Origin of the sequence: Rhizobium rhododendri, assembly GCF_007000325.2 — a bacterium.
GTDB classification, from domain to species: domain Bacteria; phylum Pseudomonadota; class Alphaproteobacteria; order Rhizobiales; family Rhizobiaceae; genus Rhizobium; species Rhizobium rhododendri.
In genome coordinates this window covers 1,357,195-1,376,123 of record NZ_CP117267.1, presented here as the reverse complement: position 1 = coordinate 1,376,123, position 18,929 = coordinate 1,357,195, and the positions used below count along the sequence as shown (strand labels likewise).

Sequence of the window (18,929 nt, the reverse complement as noted above, 5' to 3'; positions counted from 1 at the left end):
CGTCGGAATGCTCTCCCCGAGGTGTCCGTGGCTCGGAGTGGCGACTGATCGAACTGACCTAAGCCGCTCGCTGCAACGGACTGATTTTCTTTGCCGTGCAGCGATCCTCATGGCAATAGAGCGTTTTGCCGGCATGCCGCTGGCTAAGGAAGCCTAAACCGATCGTGAGGACAAAGCATGCAGTTTGCCCGCATCAACGATGTGATGATCCATTATCAAATCATCGGCGCGCCGGCCGACAAGCCGACGATCGTCTTTGCCAATGCTCTCGGCACGGATTTCCGCATATGGCGCGACGTGATCGTCCGCCTTGCGGGCGATTTCGCCATCGTCCTCTATGACAAGCGCGGTCATGGTCTTTCGGATGTTGGCCGGACGCCATATGCGATCGAGGACCATGCCGGCGACCTCGCCGGTCTTCTCGACATGCTCTCGGTCAGCAATGCGTATATCTGCGGGCTGTCTGTTGGTGGGCTTATTGCCCAGTCGCTTTACCATCGCCGTCCGGAACTGGTACGAGGTCTCATCCTTTGCGGCACGGCGCCGAGGATAGGGACACCCGCACTCTGGAACGACCGCATCGCCGCAGTCAATGCCGGTGGCATCGAGGCGCTTGCCGACGGCATCATGGAGCAATGGTTCACGGTAGAATTCCGACGCCCAGAGAATACAGCCTATGCCGGCTATCGGAATATGCTGGTCCGTCAGCCGGCCGAGGGATACGTGGCGACCTGCGAGGCGTTGAGAGACGCGGACTATGAGGCGGCGGCGACGTCCATCGCCGTACCGACGATCTGTGTCGCCGGCGGTAAGGACGGCTCGACACCGCCAGTTGTCGTTCTGGCGATGGCCAAGCGTATTCCCGATGCGCGCTATGAGCTGATCCGCGATGCCGGACATATAGCCTGCGTCGAACAGCCGGCATTGCTTACCGAAATCATCAAGGCTTTCATCGCCGAAGTCGAGGCGGGGAAATAGGCGATCCTTAGGTTTCTCAGGCCGCGCAGGGCATTGCCTGGGAGACGAAATTGCGGGCCGATTGACGCTGCTCCTGGATGTGCAGCTTTTCCACCATCACCAGCAAGTCGGTGGCGCCGCCAGCAGTGCCGTGTCTCCGACCAAGGCGTCGCAACAGACGTTGAGACACGGTATCGAGCATCGTCTCCATGGTCGAACGCGAAGCCTGGCGCCAGAGCATCGTCGCCTCGACGAACAGCGTGCTGATGTCGCGCGGCAATCCGGCGGCTTCAAAGAGGGCACGCACGGCATGCATGCGTCCGGTGCCGAGGATGGAACGGACGCGGGGCTCGCTGCAGCCTGAGAGATTGGCGACGGCGCCGGCAAAGAAATCGACCTTGCCGCTGCACAGCGTGTGCATCAGGAAAGCCGGCGTCAGGCGCCCGGACAGCCGCAGGTGCTCGACCATTCCGGAGATTTCATCATGGTTGACGGCACCCGCGATTGCCACGGTAGCCGCTTCGCCTGCCTCTCGGGTCACATGCTGCAGGCGGCGCGGGCTGAGGGTTGCCTGTACGAGCGAAAATTCCGCCAGCGCGTCGCTGACCTGCTGCATCAGCAGATGGCGTGCATCGCAGGGCAAGTCATGCATCTCCAGCAGCAGACGGCGGATATCGGCGGAATGGCCGAGCCGATCTGTGACACGCTTCAACGAAGCGCGCGACCAGCAAGCCCCGCCATTCTCCAGCAGGCAAAGAACTTCCTCTTCGTCGCCGATCTCGGCAATGGCCGCGACAACCGAGGGACCGAGCGCTCCGCGCGAGGCAATCAGCACCCGCGTGACGCTGTCGCCGCGCGAAGCGAGGTCGACGAGATCGGCGTCGTTAAACAGCGGCGAGCAGAGGATGACCTGCGCAGCAATTTCGGGCTGGTCGGTTGCCAGCGACAGGATGACGTTGCGCGGCGCATCTGCTGCATGGGCCAACGCTTCCGCGAGAGACAGGCGGACGCGTGGTGATGGATCGTCAAGCAGGAAAGTCATCGCCATCTCGGCCGCATCGCGTTCGGCAGCTGGCATGGTTGTGCCAAGATACGCCCGTCCGAGCGCATTGGCAGCCCTTGCCCTGTCGCCGGCCTTGGCCGTTTCCGCCCAGCGAAGAAATGCCTCTACGATCACTTTTCCGGCCTCGATGTTGGGGACGGCTGCCGTCCGCTACTGTGATTCCGATGCTAGCGGCAAAAAGTTTATGATTGGTTCACCATAGGCGTTAAGCGTCCGGTAAGATTGTCGAATTGGCCGACGACGGGTAAATCGACATCGAATTACGACTTTGGCGTGGGTGGACGCAGCAGTTCGAACACGGTGCTGGCCTCGCTGTAGTCCATATAGCCCATGCGGCCCATGGGCTGTGCCAGTTCCATGTCGAGGCGCCCGTCGCGGATGATTGCCTCGTCGATGTGGATGCCGACGACTTCGCCGAACACCATGAAATTGTTGGCCGGCGTCCCGGACAAGGTCATGGGATTACGGATTTCCGTCACCCTGCATTCGAGCACGGCGAAGGCCTCCGCAACATAGGGCGCATCGATCAGCTGAGCGGGTGCCGCTGTCAAACCCGCGACAGCAAACTCGTCGACGCCATAGGGTACGCTCACCGAAGAGGCGTTCATCTGTTCGAGGAGGTTGCGGCTGACGAAATTTGCGGTGAAGACGCCGGTCTCCTCAGCGTTCCGGGCGCTGTCCTTGCGGCCCTGCGAGGAGAACATGATGATCTTCGGGGTGTCGCAGACAGCGTTGAAGAATGAGTAGGGCGACAGGTTGATCGAGCCATCCCTGCCCTTGCTGCCGATCCAGCCAATGGGCCTTGGCGTGACGATGGATTTGAACGGATCGTGGGACAGGCCGTGCCGGTTGGTGTCCGTGCTGTAGAACATCAGCCGTCGCCTCCGCCGACCCAGGTCACGGTGTCGCTGAGTTCAGGGCGCGGCCGCTCGGTGATCGGGAAGGTGGTCGATCCGACATGGATGAAACCCGCAACCTTCTCGCCGGGCCTGATGCCGAGCAACGGATAGGCGCGCTCGTCATAGGCAAACCACTCGCTCAGCCAGTTCGCGACATAGCCATGGGCGTTGGCCGCCATCGACAGATTGAGGCAGAGCGCGCCAGCCGACAGGACCTGCTCCCATTCGGGCACCTTGACATGAGGTCCGGCGGTGCTGACGACGGCGATGACGACAGGCGCGCGGGTGAACCGGGCGAGTTCGACCTTCCTCATTTCGTCGGAAAGGTCAGGCTTTGCCTCCAGCGCCAATTGCAGCAGCGCCTCGCCGATCTTGGCTCGCTCGTTGCCCTGGTAGACGATAAAGCGCCAGGGTGCGAGCTTGCCGTGATCCGGCACGCGCGAGGCCAGTCGCAACATGTCCTCGAGTTCGCCCCTGCCCGGCCCGGGTTCGCACATCTGGAAGGCAGGCGTCGACCGGCGGACAGCGAGGTAATCGATCAGCGTGATGTCGTTTTTCATCAGAAATTCCATCGTGGCGACAAGGTCGCAAGTGTCATGAATGGCGATGCCGGTTTGTCGCTGTCGGTTGCGCCGATGTCAATTGCCGCTGCAGGGACAAAACCATGCGAAACCCGGGGGCTATGATGGCCAAGGTCTTGAATTTGCCACCGCGTTGGTCTTCTGTTGCAGATTGATACGCGTCATCGATCGGTGGGAATTCATGTCGGCTTTTGTTCATACCGGTCGTATAGGCCTGACGGCGATGCTTTTGCTCGCTACCGGCCTCTCCGTCCGGGCAGACGATGCCTTCAAGGAATTCAAGCAGCTCGACAGTACGGCGAAAATGCCGAAGCTAAACGCTTTCATCTCCCCGGGGACGGACAAGAAGGCCGCCGCCATCCGCGATGTCGCACTCGACGCCAAGCTGACGGCGGATGGACCGCCTTTGCAACAGGGTCTGTCCTGGTACGTGTTCAGTCCCGTCGCTGGCGGTGACGGAAAACTGCCGCTGGTGGCAAGCTCCAAAGGCGGTTCGGCGGCCTTTCAGCTCGGCCCGGGGGATTATTTCGTCAACGTTTCATTCGGTCGTGCCGGCGTTACCAAGAAGCTCACAGTGCCGGAAAGCGGCGAGACGCAGAAGCAGGTCATGGTGCTCGATGCCGGCGGTATCCTGCTCAACGCGGTGTCCGGCTCCGATGTCAGGATTCCACCGGCCGAGCTCAGCTTTTCCGTCTATTCCAACGAGGTGAAGGAGGACGGGACACGCGGTCTCGTCATGTCCGACGTCAAGCCGAACACGCTGGTGGGACTCAGCGCCGGGACCTACCACATTGTCTCGGAATACGGGCAGGTCAATGCCATCATCCGCGCCGATATCCAGGTCGAGGCCGGCAAGGTGACCGAGGCAACGATCCAGCATCGCGCCGCAAAACTCACCTTCAAGCTGGTTTCGGATGCCGGCGGCGAGGCTATTGCCGATACAGCCTGGTCCGTGCTGACGGCTGCCGGCGACATTGTCGGCGAGAGCGTCAGTGCCTTCCCGACGATGATCCTGGCCGAGGGGCGTTACACCGCGGTCGCGCGCAACAAGGACAAGATCTATCAGCGGGATTTCAGTGTCGCGGCCGGCAAAAACACCGATGTCGAGGTGCTGATGAAAGAGCAGCAGCCGCAGGATCTGCAGGATCCCGAAAACGGACCTGACGACCAGCTGCAACAGGCGCCTTCCCCGCAGGCGCCGGCCGCACAAGCGCCAACCGCGCCGCCCGAGGCGGGAGGCCCCTCGGCCGTCCAGCCGCCGCTACCCGCAGGCGACGACGGCACCAGCATGGATTAGCCGGGTTCACCTCAGTTCGGCCAAACTCAGCTGGCGCGGCTGAGAACCGGGCGCTTCGGCGGCGCCATCGAGAACACGGCGCTATAAAGTCGCGACAGCAGATCCTTGCGATCGGCACCCTCGCTGAGCTTTTCAAAGGTGATGAGTTCGCCGATATGTGAGGTGATCGTGCTGCCGGAGAGGCGTCGGAATTCCCGAATCAGCATAGAGATGCGTAGCGTCAGGGATAGCTTGCTCGCAAGGTGGAACAGACGGCCGTTCTGGCCTTCGAAATAGATCGGAATGACGGATGCCCGCGCTGCCTGCACCAGCTTGGCCGGGAAAATCTTCCAGGGCAGATCCTCAGCCAGCCCAAAGCCCCGTTTCGCCGTGGCCACGCCACCAGCGGGAAAGACGATGATGGTCACGCCTTCCTTCAAGAGACGAACGGCTTCGTGACGGGTCTGCATATTCATCGCCATCGCCTCGCGGGTTTCCTCGAACGAGATCGGCAGCGAATAGGCGCTCATCTCCGGAACCTTGAGCAGTTCATCGTTGATCAGCACCCGGAAGGGGCGACCGAGCTGTTCGGCGAGCGCCAGCACCGCGATTCCGTCGCCGATGCCGAAGGGATGATTGGCGACGATGACGAGCGGCGTATCGGGCAGGTTCGCCGGCGGCCAGGCGCCGCGCACGTCCATGCGGATGTCGATAAGATCCAGCATCTTGCCGAACACCCGGTCGCCGGAGGCAACGATGTCGCTGCGCCAGATGTCGTAAAGCCGCGCGTAACGATCCCGGCCCGACAGTCCCTCGATGGAGCGAATGAACCAGCGCTTCAGCCGGGGGTCACGGTCATTGGCGTAGGAAAGCACTTTGAGCTTCACGATTATCCCGGGAAAGACCCGCCCCTGATCACACTGGCGTCGGTATATTACACTTCGATGTCAGTTCTCTGACAGAGCCAGCACGGCTCTGTCAGAGGGTGATCGCTCAGGCTGCCCGCGCCGCCTTCTCCGCTGCCTTGCGGCGAACGTCAGGAGGCGTGGCTTCCAGCGTCAGGCTTTCGATAGCCGCATCGAGCGACATCGAAGTCTGTGCCTGCGAACCGAGGCGGCGGATATTGACCGAGCGCTCTTCGGCTTCCTTCTTGCCGCAAACGATGATCACGGGCACCTTGGTGACGCTGTGCTCGCGGATCTTGTAGTTGATCTTCTCGTTGCGGAAGTCGGTCTCGACCTGCAGGCCTGCTTCGCGCAGCATCTCGGCTACTTCCATGCCGTAGTCGTCAGCCTCGGATGTGATGGTTGCGACGACGATCTGCTGCGGTGAAATCCACAGCGGCATGTGACCGGCGAAGTTCTCGATCAGGATACCGAGGAAGCGCTCCATCGAGCCGCAGATGGCGCGATGGATCATAACCGGCTGGGTTTTTTCCGAGTTCTGGTCGATGTAGAAGGCGCCAAAGCGTTCCGGCAGGTTGAAGTCGACCTGCGTCGTCCCGCACTGCCATTCGCGGCCGATGGCGTCACGCAGCGTGTATTCGAACTTCGGACCGTAGAAGGCGCCCTCGCCCGGCAGGATGCCAGTCTTGATACGCCCGCCCGATTGCGCCTCGATGGTCTGGAGCACTTCCATCATGACGGCTTCGGCGCGATCCCACAGGGCATCCGACCCGACCCGCTTTTCCGGCCGTGTCGACAACTTGACGACGATTTCCTGGAAGCCGAAATCCTCGTAGACCGACAGGATGAGATCGTTGATCTTCAGGCATTCGGCGGCCATCTGTTCGTCGGTGCAGAAGATGTGGGCGTCGTCCTGCGTAAAGCCGCGTACGCGCATCAGCCCGTGCAACGCGCCGGAGGGTTCGTAGCGATGAACATTGCCGAATTCTGCAAGGCGTACAGGCAGTTCGCGGTACGACTTCAAGCCATGCTTGAAGATCTGAATATGACCGGGGCAGTTCATGGGCTTCAGCGCGAAGACGCGTTCGTCGTCGGTCTCGTCGCCGGCAACCGTCACCTTGAACATGTTGTCGCGGTACCAGCCCCAGTGTCCCGAGGTTTCCCAGAGCGACTTGTCGAGCACCTGCGGCGCATTGACTTCCTGGTAGTCGCGCGCAAGACGCCGGCGCATGTAGGATACCAGCGACTGGAACAGCCGCCATCCCTTGCCATGCCAGAAGACCACGCCAGGTCCCTCTTCCTGGAAATGGAAAAGGTCCATCTCGCGGCCGAGGCGACGATGATCGCGCTTCTCGGCTTCAGCCAGAATGTTCAGGTAGTTGTCGAGTTCCGACTGTTCGGCGAACGCCGTGCCGTAGATGCGGGTCAGCATCGGGTTGTTGCTGTCGCCACGCCAGTAGGCACCGGCCACCTTCATCAGCTTGAAGGCAGTGCCGATCTGGCCGGTCGAGGCCATGTGCGGGCCGCGGCAGAGGTCGAACCAGTCGCCCTGGTAGTAAATCTTCAGATCCTGGCCGGCAGGGATCGCATCGACCAGCTGGACCTTGTAGGTCTCGCCCTTGTCGGCAAATACCTGCTTGGCCTTTTCGCGCGACCAGATCTCTCTGGTGAACGGCTTGTTGCGCTGGATGATTTCCTTCATCTTCTTTTCGATGACGGGCAGGTCGTCCGGCGTAAACGGCTCGTTCTTGGCAAAGTCGTAATAGAAACCGTTCTCGATCACGGGACCGATGGTCACTTGCGTACCGGGCCATAGTTCTTGCACGGCTTCTGCCATGACATGGGCTGCGTCGTGGCGGATGAGTTCCAGCGCGCGTGCGTCGGTACGGGTGACGATCTCGATCGCCCCTGATGTCACCGGTTCGGAGAGGTCCCGTACGGTGCCGTCTATGGTAATCGCCACGGCCTTCTTGGCCAGCGACTTTGATATCGATTCGGCGACATCCCGGCCTGTTGCGCCGGCTGCAAAGCCGCGCACCGAACCATCGGGAAATGTCAGGGAAATAGCGTCCGTCATCATAAGCTTCCTTATCCAGTCCCGCCAACCAATGCGGGTGGTGCGTCATAAACGAGACGGGGCAATCGGCCGCCGATCTCGCAGCGCCTGATAGATGTTTTCAGGCTTTGAGTAAAGATCAGGCACGCCCTTCATGTTCTACCCGGCCGTGTGTGATGTTGTTCATCAGGCGCCCGGCGAGCGGCGTAGGGCCAGATATCGCCACGGCGTCCACCACCGGTATCTGCGCTCGAGAACCTCCGGAACGGGGTCGAAGCCGCTGCTGCCGCCAGGACCGCAACTGCCGACGCGAAACAACGTCATCCAGCCGCCGGGCCAGAGGCCATGTCGTGCGATTGCCTCATAGCCGTATTCCGAACAGGTCGGCAGGTGGCGACAGGAATTGCCGATGAAGCCGGAAAGTGTCAGCTGGTAGAGGCGGATCAGGCCAATACCGAGCAGTCGGTCCGGGGTCTTGCGGAAGGGACCGGCATAGTTTCTGGATTGGCGGGGTTTGTCGCCATGGCCGTGCGCGTCGCACATGGTCAGGCCTCCACGGCTACGCCGCGTTTGGCCTCGATCTGCTCGATGGCATCGATGACGGCGTCGAATGTCAGCATCGTCGATGCGTGCCGCGCCTTATAGTCCTTGACCGGGCGGAGGTATCGCATCTCCTCGAATCGGCCGACAGGCCCCTCGCCGTCTGCCTTCAGCATCGCCAGCATGTCGCTTTGAGCCTGGCGCAGTTCTGACACGGTCGCCCCGACAACATGGCGTGCCATGAGCGACGATGAAGCCTGGCCGAGCGCGCATGCCTTGACGTCGTGGGTGAAGTCGCTGACCATATTTCCCTCGAGTTTCAGCCATATTGTGACGCGGGAGCCACATAGACGCGAGTGCGCCTTGGCGCTGGCGTCCGCATCCTCGATCACACCGATACGCGTAATGTTGCCGGCAAACTCAAGGATTTTGGTGTTGTAGATGTCGTCCATTGCGCTCCGGGCTCCGATATGGCGGTCACTGTATTCTAAACGAAAAACACACCGTGTCCGATCGAACACTTTCACATCAAGGGTGCCGTACTATATGTATCTCGTTCGTAGGACATGATTTTACAACGCTCTTCTGCGAGTTTCACCCGAAACAGTGTACGACGGCCGCGAGAATCTGGACGTATGGACTGATTTTGCCGAAAGCCGTGTCCGGCTGGCAATGTCGCTGACGAGACTGAAACGATCCCTATCGCGGATCAGGAGAGCCTGAAATGGACGCTGTGTTGAAGAATTTGGCGCTGACCGACACCCACCCGGATCGTCCTACTCAAAAGGAAGCCGAGGATGCCGTGCGTGTCCTTCTCCGCTGGGCCGGTGACGACCCGACCCGGGAGGGATTGATCGACACGCCCGCACGCGTCGCCAAGTCATACCGCGAACTGTTCGCCGGTTACGACCTGGATCCGGAAGATGTGCTTGGCCGGACCTTCGAGGAAGTGGCTGGCTACGACGACATGGTTCTGGTGCGCGACATTCCGTTCTTTTCCCATTGCGAGCACCACATGGTGCCGATCATTGGAAAAGCTCATGTGGCCTACCTGCCGAACGGCCGCGTTCTTGGCCTTTCCAAGATCGCCCGTGTGGTCGATATCTTCGGGCGCCGCCTGCAGACCCAGGAAACTATGACGGCACAGATCGCCACCGCAATCGACGAGACGCTGCGTCCTCGTGGCGTTGCAATCATGATCGAGGCCGAGCATATGTGCATGGCCATGCGCGGCGTGCAGAAGCAGGGATCGACAACGCTGACGACACGGTTCACCGGCTCTTACAAGGTCGATCCGGCCGAGCAGGCGCGTTTCATGACGCTGGTGCGCGGACGCTAATTTCAGGTGACGGTTTGCGATGATAGGATTCAGGGAGCCTTCCCGCGACAAGGCGGAACTTGAGGATGACGGCGAGTTCACGCCGCGTTTCGACGATGGCGGTCTGATCACCGCTGTCGTCACCGACGCCAGTGATGGTGTCCTGCTCATGGTAGCGCACATGAACGCCGAGGCTCTGTCCCTCACGCTCAGCACCGGCATTGCGCATTATTTCAGCCGGTCGCGCGCCAAGATCTGGAAGAAGGGCGAAACCTCCGGCAATCTCCAGACGGTGGTGGAAATCCGCACCGATTGCGACCAGGATGCCATCCTGCTGAAGGTCGAGGTGGGTGGCCACGCTGCAACCTGCCATACCGGTCGCCGCTCGTGTTTCTACCGGGTTGTCGAATTGCAGGACGGTAAGCCGGTGGTGCGAATCGTCGACACCCACCGCCACTTCGACCCACGCGATGTGTATGGCCATTAAGACAAATTGATCCGGCAGGGCATTACACTGTTAAGTCCTGTCGACGTATGATGTTCAGGCAAACAAAAAGGGACGCGACATAACAAGAGGCGCAATACGCCTCGAAGGAAGACAAGATGCTGAACTGGCGTTTCAATCGTCAGGGCGCCGGACAGAGTCCGGCGGTTACCTCCCCGGCCAAAGGCAACGATCTCTCCGCAACGGCCCTCATTCCGGTCCTTCCAAGCAAAGCGAAAATCGCGTTGGCGCTGGGCGGCGGCGCAGCGCGAGGCTGGGCGCATATCGGCGTGCTGAGGGCGCTCGACGAGGCCGGCATCGAGATCGGCATGATTGCCGGCACATCGATCGGCGCACTCGTCGGCGGTTGCTATCTTGCCGGCAAGCTCGATGAACTCGAATCCTTCGCCCGCTCGCTCACCATGCGCCGCATTGCCAGCCTGCTCGACCTGACCATCGGCGGAAGCGGGCTGTTCGGCGGGATGCGGCTGACCAAGCGGATGCAGGAGCATCTGCAGGGGCTGAACATCGAGGACCTGCCCCGGCCTTTCGTCGCCGTGGCGGCCGAACTCAACACCGGCCATGAGGTGTGGATTACCAACGGATCATTGATCACAGCGTTGCGGGCGTCCTACGCGCTGCCCGGAATTTTCGAGCCCGTGCGCAGCAACAACCGAACGCTCGTCGACGGCGCACTCGTCAATCCGGTGCCGGTCTCGGTCTGCCGGTCCTACGAGCAGCCGCTGGTCGTCGCGGTCAACCTCAATTACGATCTCTACGGCCGCTCCGCCGTGGTCAAGCACAACGCTCTGCTGCCGGCGACCGACATCCATCGCCAGCCCGAAGCGCCGTACACCAGGCTCGGCATGACCGGCGTCATGGTGCAGGCCTTCAACATCATACAGGACAGGATTTCGCGCGCGCGCCTTGCCGGCGATCCACCGGATCTGGCGCTCCATCCGCGACTGAGCGATATCGGCCTTTCCGAGTTCTATCGCGCCGGTGCGGCTATCGATCGCGGCTATGAGGAGGCTTCGGCCCGACTTCCGGAGATTCGCCGCATGCAGGAAGCTTACGCCCGCTGAAGTGGGTGGGGTGGCGCTCGTTCGGCAATCATGGCTGGGGAGGTGCTGTGATCAGCCCACTCCCCAGGATATTTCATCCAGCAATATAGGCCTTGATCTGTTCGGCCTCGAGTTCAATCTCGCGGATATGGGCCTTGACGACGTCGCCGATCGAAATGATGCCGCTGAGCTTGCCGTCGTCTTCCACCGGTACATGGCGGAACCGTCTCTGGGTCATCATCTCCATGACCTCGTCGACCGTCGAATCTTCGCTACAGCGGACGATGTTGTAACTCATCACTTCTACGACGGGCTGGTCGAGGCTGGAGCGGCCATATTTGGCAACAGCTTTTACAACGTCCCGCTCCGTGAATATGCCGGAGATAGTGCCTCCGAGCGATCCGATCACCAGCGCACCGATGCGGTGTTCCGCAAGGATCGCAGCGGCCTCAAGCAGCGTAGTGTCCGGACCGACGGTCACCACGGCGCGACCCTTGGCGTCCAAAATGGATTTTACGGAAATTGGCATTCGATCCTCCCCTTTCGAAATCGCAATAGGATTCCGGTCGCCCGTGGTCTCCTCCCTCCGCGCGGCCGGAATTCGATGTTGCACTCAGGTTGCCGGGAATGCAACCTTCAGCCATCGATGGCGGCGACGTCTTCAGGCGGCGTCGGCAATTCTATCGGGCGGTCGAACAGCGAAAAGAGCAGGAAACCGAAGATAAAGCCGCCGACATGAGCGTCCCATGCCACGTCCTGCGATCCATCGCCAATCAGCGGCATGCCGAAGGCGATGAGGATATTGGTGAAGAACCAGAACAGGATGAACATCAGGACTGTCCGGCTTCGCAATGCGCCAATGATCGACAGTCTTGGATTGAGGTGCGATTCCATCGGGCGAGGCCCGCGTTTCTCGGGCGGAAATGCAAAGCGGCAGGCAGCCCCCATCAGCGCCGAGACGACGCCCGATGCGCCTATCATCAACGTCATCTGGCCCCAATGGATGGCGGCATTGAGTGCTGCAGCTGCGATTGCCGAGAGTATCCAGAATGCGATGTAGCGCACCGGGCCGATGCGGCGAGCCACCGGCGCACCGAAGGCCATCAGCCACAAGCCGTTGAACAGGATGTGCTCGATGCTCGCATGCAGCAGCGAATAGCTCACCGGCGTCCAGAGCCACTCCAGACCCTGCTGCGACAAAGGCGTTATGTAGCGGCCCGGTACGAAGCCGAAAGTAAAGAAGAACCAGTCGAGCGTGTCCGTCGAGAAAAATACGCTTTGGATCAGGAAGATCGCCAGCAGCAGGCCTAGGCTGGCGACGAGCACGGGGGGCAGATTGAAGATCGGCGTGCGCGGCGGAGGCGCGTCTGGGCGGTTCTCCACGGTCGGCGGAAGCTTCGGCGCATCGTCTTGCATGTCATGCTCTTCGTCGTGAAAGGAAAACGCAAGGCATACAGGAGCGGTTGCCAAAAAAGAAGCCGCCCGATTGAGCCGGGCGGCTTGAAGTCGGCGCTGTCACCCCTTCGGATGATTATCATCCTCGATCTCACGGGAAGACGTCGCCGGTCAATTGAAAGGCTTCGTTAACCCTAAGCCGGTTGCCGTGGCACGGAATAAGCATGGGATGGACCAGAGGGCGGAAATATCCGCCATCCTGCACCGAATTGACACACGGACCGACCATGCGCCTGGATAAGAGCTTTGAACTGTTTACCTATTGGAAGAGCACCCGAGGGATCGCCGACGCTCCGTTGCGGTCCGAGATCGATCCGGGTGCCATCCGCCACATGTTGCCGCAGGTCTTCATCCTGGAAGCCGCCGATGACGGCGGTCCCCGGTTTCGACTGGCGGGGACGATGATTTGCAGCCTTTTCGGCCGGGAACTTCGCGACATGCCTTTTTCTTCGCTGTGGAGCAGCCAGGGTGCCGAGGCCGTCACCTTTGCCAAGGGCGTCATGGACGGGGTTTCGCCGGCCGTGCTCAACGCAACGGGCAATGGCGGCTATGGCCGCTCGATGACATTCGAGGTCATCCTGCTGCCGATGCGCTCCTCGCCGGATCGCTGCGACCGGGTGCTGGGTTGCCTGGTGGCGACGAGCAAAAGCGCCTGGCTTGGAACGCAGCCCCTCGCCGGTCTTCGTCTCGATCGTGGCCGTACGATCGATGGCCGGACGGGCTTGCGCGAACCCGAAACGCCTGCGCCGCAATCTCCAGCATCGGCTTTGGCAAGCAAGGGGTTGGGGCTGTCCCACGCCGTTCGCCGGGCACTCAATCTCTGACCTTCGAACCGTCAGCGATGCTCCGATAGTCACGATACAACCTGTGCTCTTTTGGGGCGTGGCGAATGAGTGCATGACGTGCATCGAATGCAACTGGCGTACGGCGGCCAATCATCTATTAACAAATTTCTGCTACCAATCCTTGGAGCCTCACAGGATCAAGAAGTCGCTTTATGCACTCATTCCAGCCAGCAATGACAACGCGGAGTGCGCCGCGCATGGAACAACGGACCTTTCAAAGGGTGCCGATCAACATGCAAGGTCGCCTGATGCTGGCCAATTACGATGAATTCGAGTGCATGGTCGTCGATATGTCGCCGGGCGACCTTTACGTTACATGCGAAGGCAGGCCGCGCGCGAATGAGCGGGTTATTGCCTATATCGACCATCTAGGCCGGATTGAGGGTCTTGTCATCTCGGTCGACAATCGCGGCTTCAACATGTCGATCAACGCCACTGATCGCAAACGCGAGAAGCTCGCAGCACAGCTGACCTGGCTTGCCAACAAGCACGAACTCGGCCTGCCCGAGGATCGCCGCCATGACCGCCTGACGCCGAAGAGTGCGACGGTGGAACTGACCCTCGAGGATGGCTCCGTCTATAACTGCCGCCTCATGGATCTGTCGCTCTCCGGTGCTGCCGTCGATGTCGAAGCGCGCCCTGCCCTCGGCATGGCCGTCCGCCTCGGCAACATGCGCGGCAGGATCGTTCGCCATTTCCGCGAGGGCGTTGCAATCGAATTCCTGTCGCTGCAATCGCGCGACACGCTGCGCGAATTTCTCTGAGCCGGAAAGCCCACGACGCTTTTCGCGCCGTGGGTAGAGACATGGTCCAATCCTATCAGAACGACTGGTAGGCTGTGATGACCGCCGCCATCTGGGTTGGATCCAGTGCCTCGGCCTGTGATGCGGTGATTGCCTGCAACTGGGCGCTCGACAATCCGAAGATATCACCCGTGGAGAGGCCGGCAATCGCTGCCGTAGAGATCGAGGAGATGTCTGCCAGCGAGAAGGCTGACAGCCCGTCCGTGCTCAATGCCGCGATCTGCAGGGAATTGAGTGCGCCCACCTGGGCCGGCGTCAGGGCTTCGACCTGCGCCGTCGACATGGCGCCGATCTGCGCCGTGGTCAGGCCGACCAGAGACCTTGCATTCAGGGCCGCGACCTGATCGGTCGAGAGCGCTGCGACGCTGGCCGTTCCGAGCGCTGCGATCTGTACCGCGTTCAGCGCCGCCACCTGATCGGTACTGAGGCTTGCGGCCTGTGCCGAACTCAGGGCCCGGGTCTGGGCGAAGGTCAGTGCGGCGATCTGGCTTGTCTTCAGGGCCGCCATCTGGTCCGGCGTGAGCGACGGAATGTTGGCGCTCGCCAGCCCCGGCAGCGCAGCCGCTCCGATAGCTGCGATATCGTCCGTCGAGAGAACAGCCACATCTGCGCTGTTGAGGCCACCGACCTGCGCGGCGCTGAAGCCTGCAAACTGGGTCGGTGTCAGCGCCTCGACCTGGCTGGTCGACAAGGCGGCGACCTGGGCTGCCGTCAGGCCGGCGACGGCCTTGGCACTGAGGCCAGCCACCTGGTCGGGCGACAGGGCTGCAATGCTGTCGCTGGAGAGCGCCGCGATCTGGAGAGAGGTGAGCGCGCCGATCTGCGACGATGTGAGGCCCGGAAGCTGCGCTGAAGTCAGCGCAGCAACCTGGGCTGTCTGCAGTGCAGCCAGCTGACTGGCACTCAAGGCTGCGATCTGGTCGGCGCTGAGGGCGGCGATGTTACTGGATGACAGGCCGGAAAGCGCCGAGGCCGTGATCGCTGCGATATCGTCGGCGGTAAGGACCGCAACATCGCCCGCAGTCAGGGCGGCAACCTGGCTCGAGGCAAGGCTGGCAATCTGCGTTGCCGTCAACGCGTTGATCTGGTCGCTGGACAAGGCGCCGACCTGCGCCGTGGTGAGGCTGGCGACGGCCTTGGTGGTGAGCGCCGCAATCTGATCGCCCGACAGGGATGCGATGCCTGACGTGGACAGGCCGGGTATCGCTGACGAGCCGAGGGCGGCTACCTGCGTGGTCGTCAGCGCTGCAACCTGTGCCCCGGTCAGGGCGGCTATCTGTGACGATGTCAGCCCGGCCACCTGGACCGCGGTCAGGCCAGCAACCTGGTCAGGCGAAAGGCTGGCGATATTGTCGCTGGAGAGGCCCGACATGCCGGCCGCGCTGATCGCGGCCAGATCGGCTGCCGAGAAGGTCGCGAGGTCGGCGGTGCTGAGGGCTGCAATTTGCGAGGAATTCAGCGCCCCGATCTGCGATGCAGACAGACCGCTGACCTGGTCGGTCGTCAGGGCAGCGATCTGCGAGGAGGTCAGGCCCTTCATCGCCGTTGCCGTCAGCGAGGCGATCTGGTCTGCGGAAAAGGCTGCGATGTCAGCTGTCGAAATGCCGGAGATGGCTGATGAACTGAGCGCCCCGATCTGCTGGGTCGTAAGGCTGGCAATCTGTGCCGTGGTCAGAGCCGCGATCTGTGCGCTTTTCAGCGCCGCGATCTGCGTCGTCTTCAGCGCTGCGGCCTGATCCGGGCTGAGGGCGGCGATGGCCGTGGTCGAGAGGCCTGCAAGAGCACCCGTCCCGATCGCCGCGATATCGTCGGTCGAGAAGGCCTGGAGACCTGCCGTGCTCAGAGCGGCAATCTGGGAGGAGCCAAGGCCTGCCACCTGTGCCGAGGTCAGCGACTGGATCTGGTCGCTGGATAGCAGGGTGATCTGCGTCGACGTCAGGCCAGCGACCGCCTTGACGCTCAACGCCGCTATCTGGTCGTCGGAGAGGGCCGTGACGCTGCCGGAGGAGAGAGCCGTGACCTGCGCGGCGCTGAGGGCGGCAACCTGCGTGGTGCTCAGGGTGCCGATCTGCCCGGATGCAAGGCCGGCGATCTGGGCAGTTTTAAGGGCCGCGATCTGGCTTGTCTTCAACGCTGCTATCTGGTCGGCGCTGAGGGACGACAGGACATCGCTGGAGAGGCCGGACAGCGCTGCGGTGCTGACGGCTGCCACTTCATCGGCAGAGAAGGCCGCGAGATCCGCTGAACTCATGGCGGCGATCTGGGCGGAGCCGAGGCCTGCGACCTGCGCCAAGGTCAGAGATTCCACCTGATCGACCGACAGGGCAGCGATCTGTGCCGACGTGAGACCTGCCACGGCCTTGGCACTGAGGGCTCCGATCTGTTCGTTCGACAGCGCGGCGATGGTGGTGCTGGACAGTGCGCCGGTCTGCGCTGCCGTCAGCACGGCTACCTGCGAGGTGCCGAGTTCGGCAATCTGGGCGGCACTCAAGGCTGCGATCTGCGCCGTCTTCAGGGCGGCAACCTGGGTTGCCTTCAGCGCTGCCGTCTGTTCCGGCGAGAGGGCGGCAATGCCGGCGCTCGAAAGGCCTGAGAGCGCCGCGTTGCTGATGGCCGCGACCTCGTCCGTAGACAGAACACCGAGGTCTGCCGTGCTCAGCGCTGCCAGTTGCGCTGAACTGAGGCTGGCGACCTGGGCGGATGTGAAGCCCTCGATCTGCAGCGTCGACAGGGAGGAGATCTGCAGCGAGGTAAAGCCTGCGATAGCCTTGCTGTTCAACGCGGTGATCTGGTCGCCGGAAAGGGCCGCAAGGCCGCCGCTGGACAAGGCCTTGACCTGCGCCGAGACCAGCGCGCCGACCTGCGATGTCGTAAGCGCAGCAATCTGGTCGGACGAAAGGGCCGCGATCTGGCCGGACTTCAGGGCCGCGATCTGGGCCGACTTCAGCGCCGCCGCCTGATCCGGGGTGAGCGCCGCGATACCGTCAGTGGACAGCCCTGCCAGGGCGACCGCGCTGATGGCGGCGATTTCGTCGGGCGAGAACGTCGCGATATCGGCGGTGCTGAGTGCTGCAATCTGGCCGGAGTTGAGGCTTGCGATCTGGCTGGATGTCAGCGCTGCAGCCTGATCCGTGGAGAGGGCCGCGATCTGGGCGGTCGTCATGCCGGCGACGGCCTTGGCATTGAGCGCGCCGATCTGGTCGGCGGACAGGGCACTGACGCTGGTGCTCGCCAAAGCCTTGAGCTGCAGGGAAGTCAGCGCGGTCACCTGCGCCGTCGTCAGCGCCGGTGTCTGGGTTGCGTCGAGCGCTGCGATCTGAGTTGTCTTCAGGGCTGCGATCTGGGTGGGCTTCAGGGCAGAAAGCTGGTCGGAACTGAGAGCGGCGACATTGGCGGTGGAGAGGCCCGGCAATGCGGCAACGCTGATTGCGGCGATATCGGCCGTCGAGAAGGTGGCGAGATCAGCAGTATTGAGCGCGCCGATCTGGGCTGCCGTCATGACGCCGACCAGTGCCGGAGTGAGCGCCTGCGCCTGCCCTGTCGAGAGCGACGAGATCTGCTGCGTGGTGAGGCCCGAGACGGCCTTGGTGCTGATGGCCGCAACCTGGTCTGTGGACAAAGCGGCGATGCTGGCGCCGTTCAGCATCCTCACCTGCGATGCGCTCAGGGCGGCGATCTGCAAGGTCGACAGGCCCGGGATCTGGTCGGAGGTGAGCGCTGCAATCTGGCCCGTTCTCAGCGCCGCGATCTGGTTTGTCTTCAGCGCTGCTGCCTGGTCGGAGGTGAGTGCTGCGATGCTGGCGGTGGACAGGCCTGCCAGCGCCACGGTGCTGATCGCCGCCATGTCGCCGGAGGAGAAGGTGGCGAGGCCGGCGGCGCTGACGGCGGAGACCTGCAGCGAGGTGAGGCTGGCAATCTGCACCGACGTGAAGGCATCGATCTGCCCCGTCGACAGCGACGATATCTGGGCCGACGTCAGGCCGGCGATCGCCTTCGTTCCGAGAGCGCCGATCTGCGCGCTGGAGAGGACACCGACATCGCCGGTCGGCAAGGCCCTGACCTGCGTCGCGCTGAGGGCGGCAACCTGCGCGGTCGAGAGCGCGGGGATCTGGTCCGTCGTCAGCGCCGCAACCTGGCTGGTCCTCAGCACGACGATCTGGCTGGTTTTGAGGGCCGCAGTCTGGCCGGAGCTGAGCACGGAGATATTGGCGGACGACAGCCCGGTAATGGCACTGGCGCTGATTGCGGCGATGTCGGCCGTCGAGAAGCCGGCGATATCGTCCGTCGACAGTGCTGCGATCTGGCCGGCACTGAGGGATGCCACCTGGGCGGGCGTCAGCGCCTCGATCTGCTGCGCGTCGAGCGCGCCGATCTGTGCGGTCTTCAGCGCCGCGATCTGCGTCGCCGCGAGGCCGCCGATCTTGTCGGTGGTGAGTATGGCCAGCTGGTCGAGGCTGAGGCTGGTGATCGAGGTTGCCGAGATGGCGGAGAGCTGGGCTGTCGAGAAGGAAGCAAGGTCTTCCGTTTCCAGGGCCGCGACCTGCGCTGCCGAGAGCGCCTTGATCTGCGTCGTCGACAACGCCGAAATGTCGTTGGTCGTCCAGGCCGCGATAGTCGTGGTCGCAAGCGCCCTGATCTGCGTGGCGCTCAGCGAGGAAATCGGCGAAATCATGTGGAACCCCT

General features: G+C 62.2%; 17 protein-coding genes. 7 read left to right on the top strand and 10 right to left on the bottom strand.

Annotated elements, in window-relative coordinates:
* Positions 1 to 177 precede the first annotated feature (177 nt).
* Positions 178 to 978 carry a 3-oxoadipate enol-lactonase gene (gene pcaD, locus PR018_RS06820; protein WP_142822714.1) on the top strand — a complete coding sequence of 267 codons (801 nt, stop codon included), beginning with the start codon at positions 178 to 180 and terminating at the stop codon, positions 976 to 978.
* A 16-nt stretch (positions 979 to 994) separates the two neighbouring features.
* On the opposite strand, the gene PR018_RS06815 is transcribed toward pcaD, so the two are convergent.
* The 3 genes from PR018_RS06815 to PR018_RS06805 form a co-directional block, all read right to left on the bottom strand.
* A complete protein-coding gene (locus PR018_RS06815) occupies positions 995 to 2,134 on the bottom strand; it encodes a DUF2336 domain-containing protein (RefSeq protein ID WP_142822713.1) in 1,140 nt (379 codons plus the stop codon).
* 146 nt (positions 2,135 to 2,280) lie between these two features.
* Positions 2,281 to 2,892: a flavin reductase family protein gene (locus PR018_RS06810; RefSeq protein WP_142822712.1), complete on the bottom strand. Its 612-nt coding sequence runs from the start codon at positions 2,890 to 2,892 to the stop codon at positions 2,281 to 2,283.
* Entirely contained in the window at positions 2,892 to 3,479 is a 588-nt protein-coding gene (locus PR018_RS06805) for a nitroreductase family protein (RefSeq protein WP_142822711.1), read from the bottom strand. The genes PR018_RS06810 and PR018_RS06805 overlap by 1 nt, the downstream gene beginning before the upstream one ends.
* A gap of 202 nt (positions 3,480 to 3,681) precedes the next feature.
* On the opposite strand from PR018_RS06805, the gene PR018_RS06800 reads away from it, so the two are divergent.
* Entirely contained in the window at positions 3,682 to 4,797 is a 1,116-nt protein-coding gene (locus tag PR018_RS06800; protein ID WP_374113721.1) for a hypothetical protein, read from the top strand.
* 26 nt (positions 4,798 to 4,823) lie between these two features.
* On the opposite strand, the gene PR018_RS06795 is transcribed toward PR018_RS06800, so the two are convergent.
* The 4 genes from PR018_RS06795 to PR018_RS06780 form a co-directional block, all read right to left on the bottom strand.
* Positions 4,824 to 5,663 (bottom strand): lysophospholipid acyltransferase family protein, encoded by an 840-nt coding sequence (locus PR018_RS06795; protein ID WP_142822710.1) that lies wholly within the window; start codon positions 5,661 to 5,663, stop codon positions 4,824 to 4,826.
* Positions 5,664 to 5,769: 106 nt separating this feature from the next.
* Positions 5,770 to 7,758, bottom strand: a complete 1,989-nt coding sequence (gene thrS / locus PR018_RS06790) for a threonine--tRNA ligase (protein WP_142822709.1) — start codon at positions 7,756 to 7,758, stop codon at positions 5,770 to 5,772.
* Between the two features lie 165 nt (positions 7,759 to 7,923).
* Positions 7,924 to 8,280, bottom strand: coding sequence for a membrane protein insertion efficiency factor YidD (gene yidD, locus PR018_RS06785; protein WP_142822708.1), 357 nt, complete (start codon positions 8,278 to 8,280; stop codon positions 7,924 to 7,926).
* A 2-nt stretch (positions 8,281 to 8,282) separates the two neighbouring features.
* Entirely contained in the window at positions 8,283 to 8,729 is a 447-nt protein-coding gene (locus tag PR018_RS06780) for an iron-sulfur cluster assembly scaffold protein (RefSeq protein WP_142822707.1), read from the bottom strand.
* A 272-nt stretch (positions 8,730 to 9,001) separates the two neighbouring features.
* Here PR018_RS06780 and folE point away from each other — a divergent pair, with 272 nt between their 5' ends.
* From folE to PR018_RS06765, 3 genes are all read left to right on the top strand, one after another.
* Complete coding sequence (folE, locus tag PR018_RS06775; RefSeq protein WP_142822706.1) at positions 9,002 to 9,616, top strand: GTP cyclohydrolase I FolE; 615 nt, start codon at positions 9,002 to 9,004, stop codon at positions 9,614 to 9,616.
* Between the two features lie 19 nt (positions 9,617 to 9,635).
* A complete protein-coding gene (hisI, locus tag PR018_RS06770) occupies positions 9,636 to 10,082 on the top strand; it encodes a phosphoribosyl-AMP cyclohydrolase (protein WP_142822705.1) in 447 nt (148 codons plus the stop codon).
* Positions 10,083 to 10,198: 116 nt separating this feature from the next.
* Complete coding sequence (locus PR018_RS06765; RefSeq protein WP_142822704.1) at positions 10,199 to 11,164, top strand: patatin family protein; 966 nt, start codon at positions 10,199 to 10,201, stop codon at positions 11,162 to 11,164.
* A 73-nt stretch (positions 11,165 to 11,237) separates the two neighbouring features.
* Here PR018_RS06765 and PR018_RS06760 read toward each other — a convergent pair whose 3' ends face one another.
* Positions 11,238 to 11,672 carry a CBS domain-containing protein gene (locus PR018_RS06760; protein WP_142822703.1) on the bottom strand — a complete coding sequence of 145 codons (435 nt, stop codon included), beginning with the start codon at positions 11,670 to 11,672 and terminating at the stop codon, positions 11,238 to 11,240.
* 107 nt (positions 11,673 to 11,779) lie between these two features.
* Positions 11,780 to 12,559 carry a rhomboid family intramembrane serine protease gene (locus PR018_RS06755; RefSeq protein WP_142822702.1) on the bottom strand — a complete coding sequence of 260 codons (780 nt, stop codon included), beginning with the start codon at positions 12,557 to 12,559 and terminating at the stop codon, positions 11,780 to 11,782.
* A gap of 266 nt (positions 12,560 to 12,825) precedes the next feature.
* Between PR018_RS06755 and PR018_RS06750 the strand changes: the two genes are divergently transcribed.
* Complete coding sequence (locus PR018_RS06750) at positions 12,826 to 13,422, top strand: PAS domain-containing protein (protein ID WP_161990918.1); 597 nt, start codon at positions 12,826 to 12,828, stop codon at positions 13,420 to 13,422.
* 173 nt (positions 13,423 to 13,595) lie between these two features.
* The gene (locus tag PR018_RS06745) at positions 13,596 to 14,207 is read left to right on the top strand and encodes a PilZ domain-containing protein (protein ID WP_142822700.1); all 612 of its coding nucleotides are present in this window, start codon (positions 13,596 to 13,598) and stop codon (positions 14,205 to 14,207) included.
* A gap of 55 nt (positions 14,208 to 14,262) precedes the next feature.
* On the opposite strand, the gene PR018_RS06740 is transcribed toward PR018_RS06745, so the two are convergent.
* Positions 14,263 to 18,918, bottom strand: a complete 4,656-nt coding sequence (locus tag PR018_RS06740; protein WP_142822699.1) for a beta strand repeat-containing protein — start codon at positions 18,916 to 18,918, stop codon at positions 14,263 to 14,265.
* Between the last annotated feature and the right edge of the window lie 11 nt (positions 18,919 to 18,929).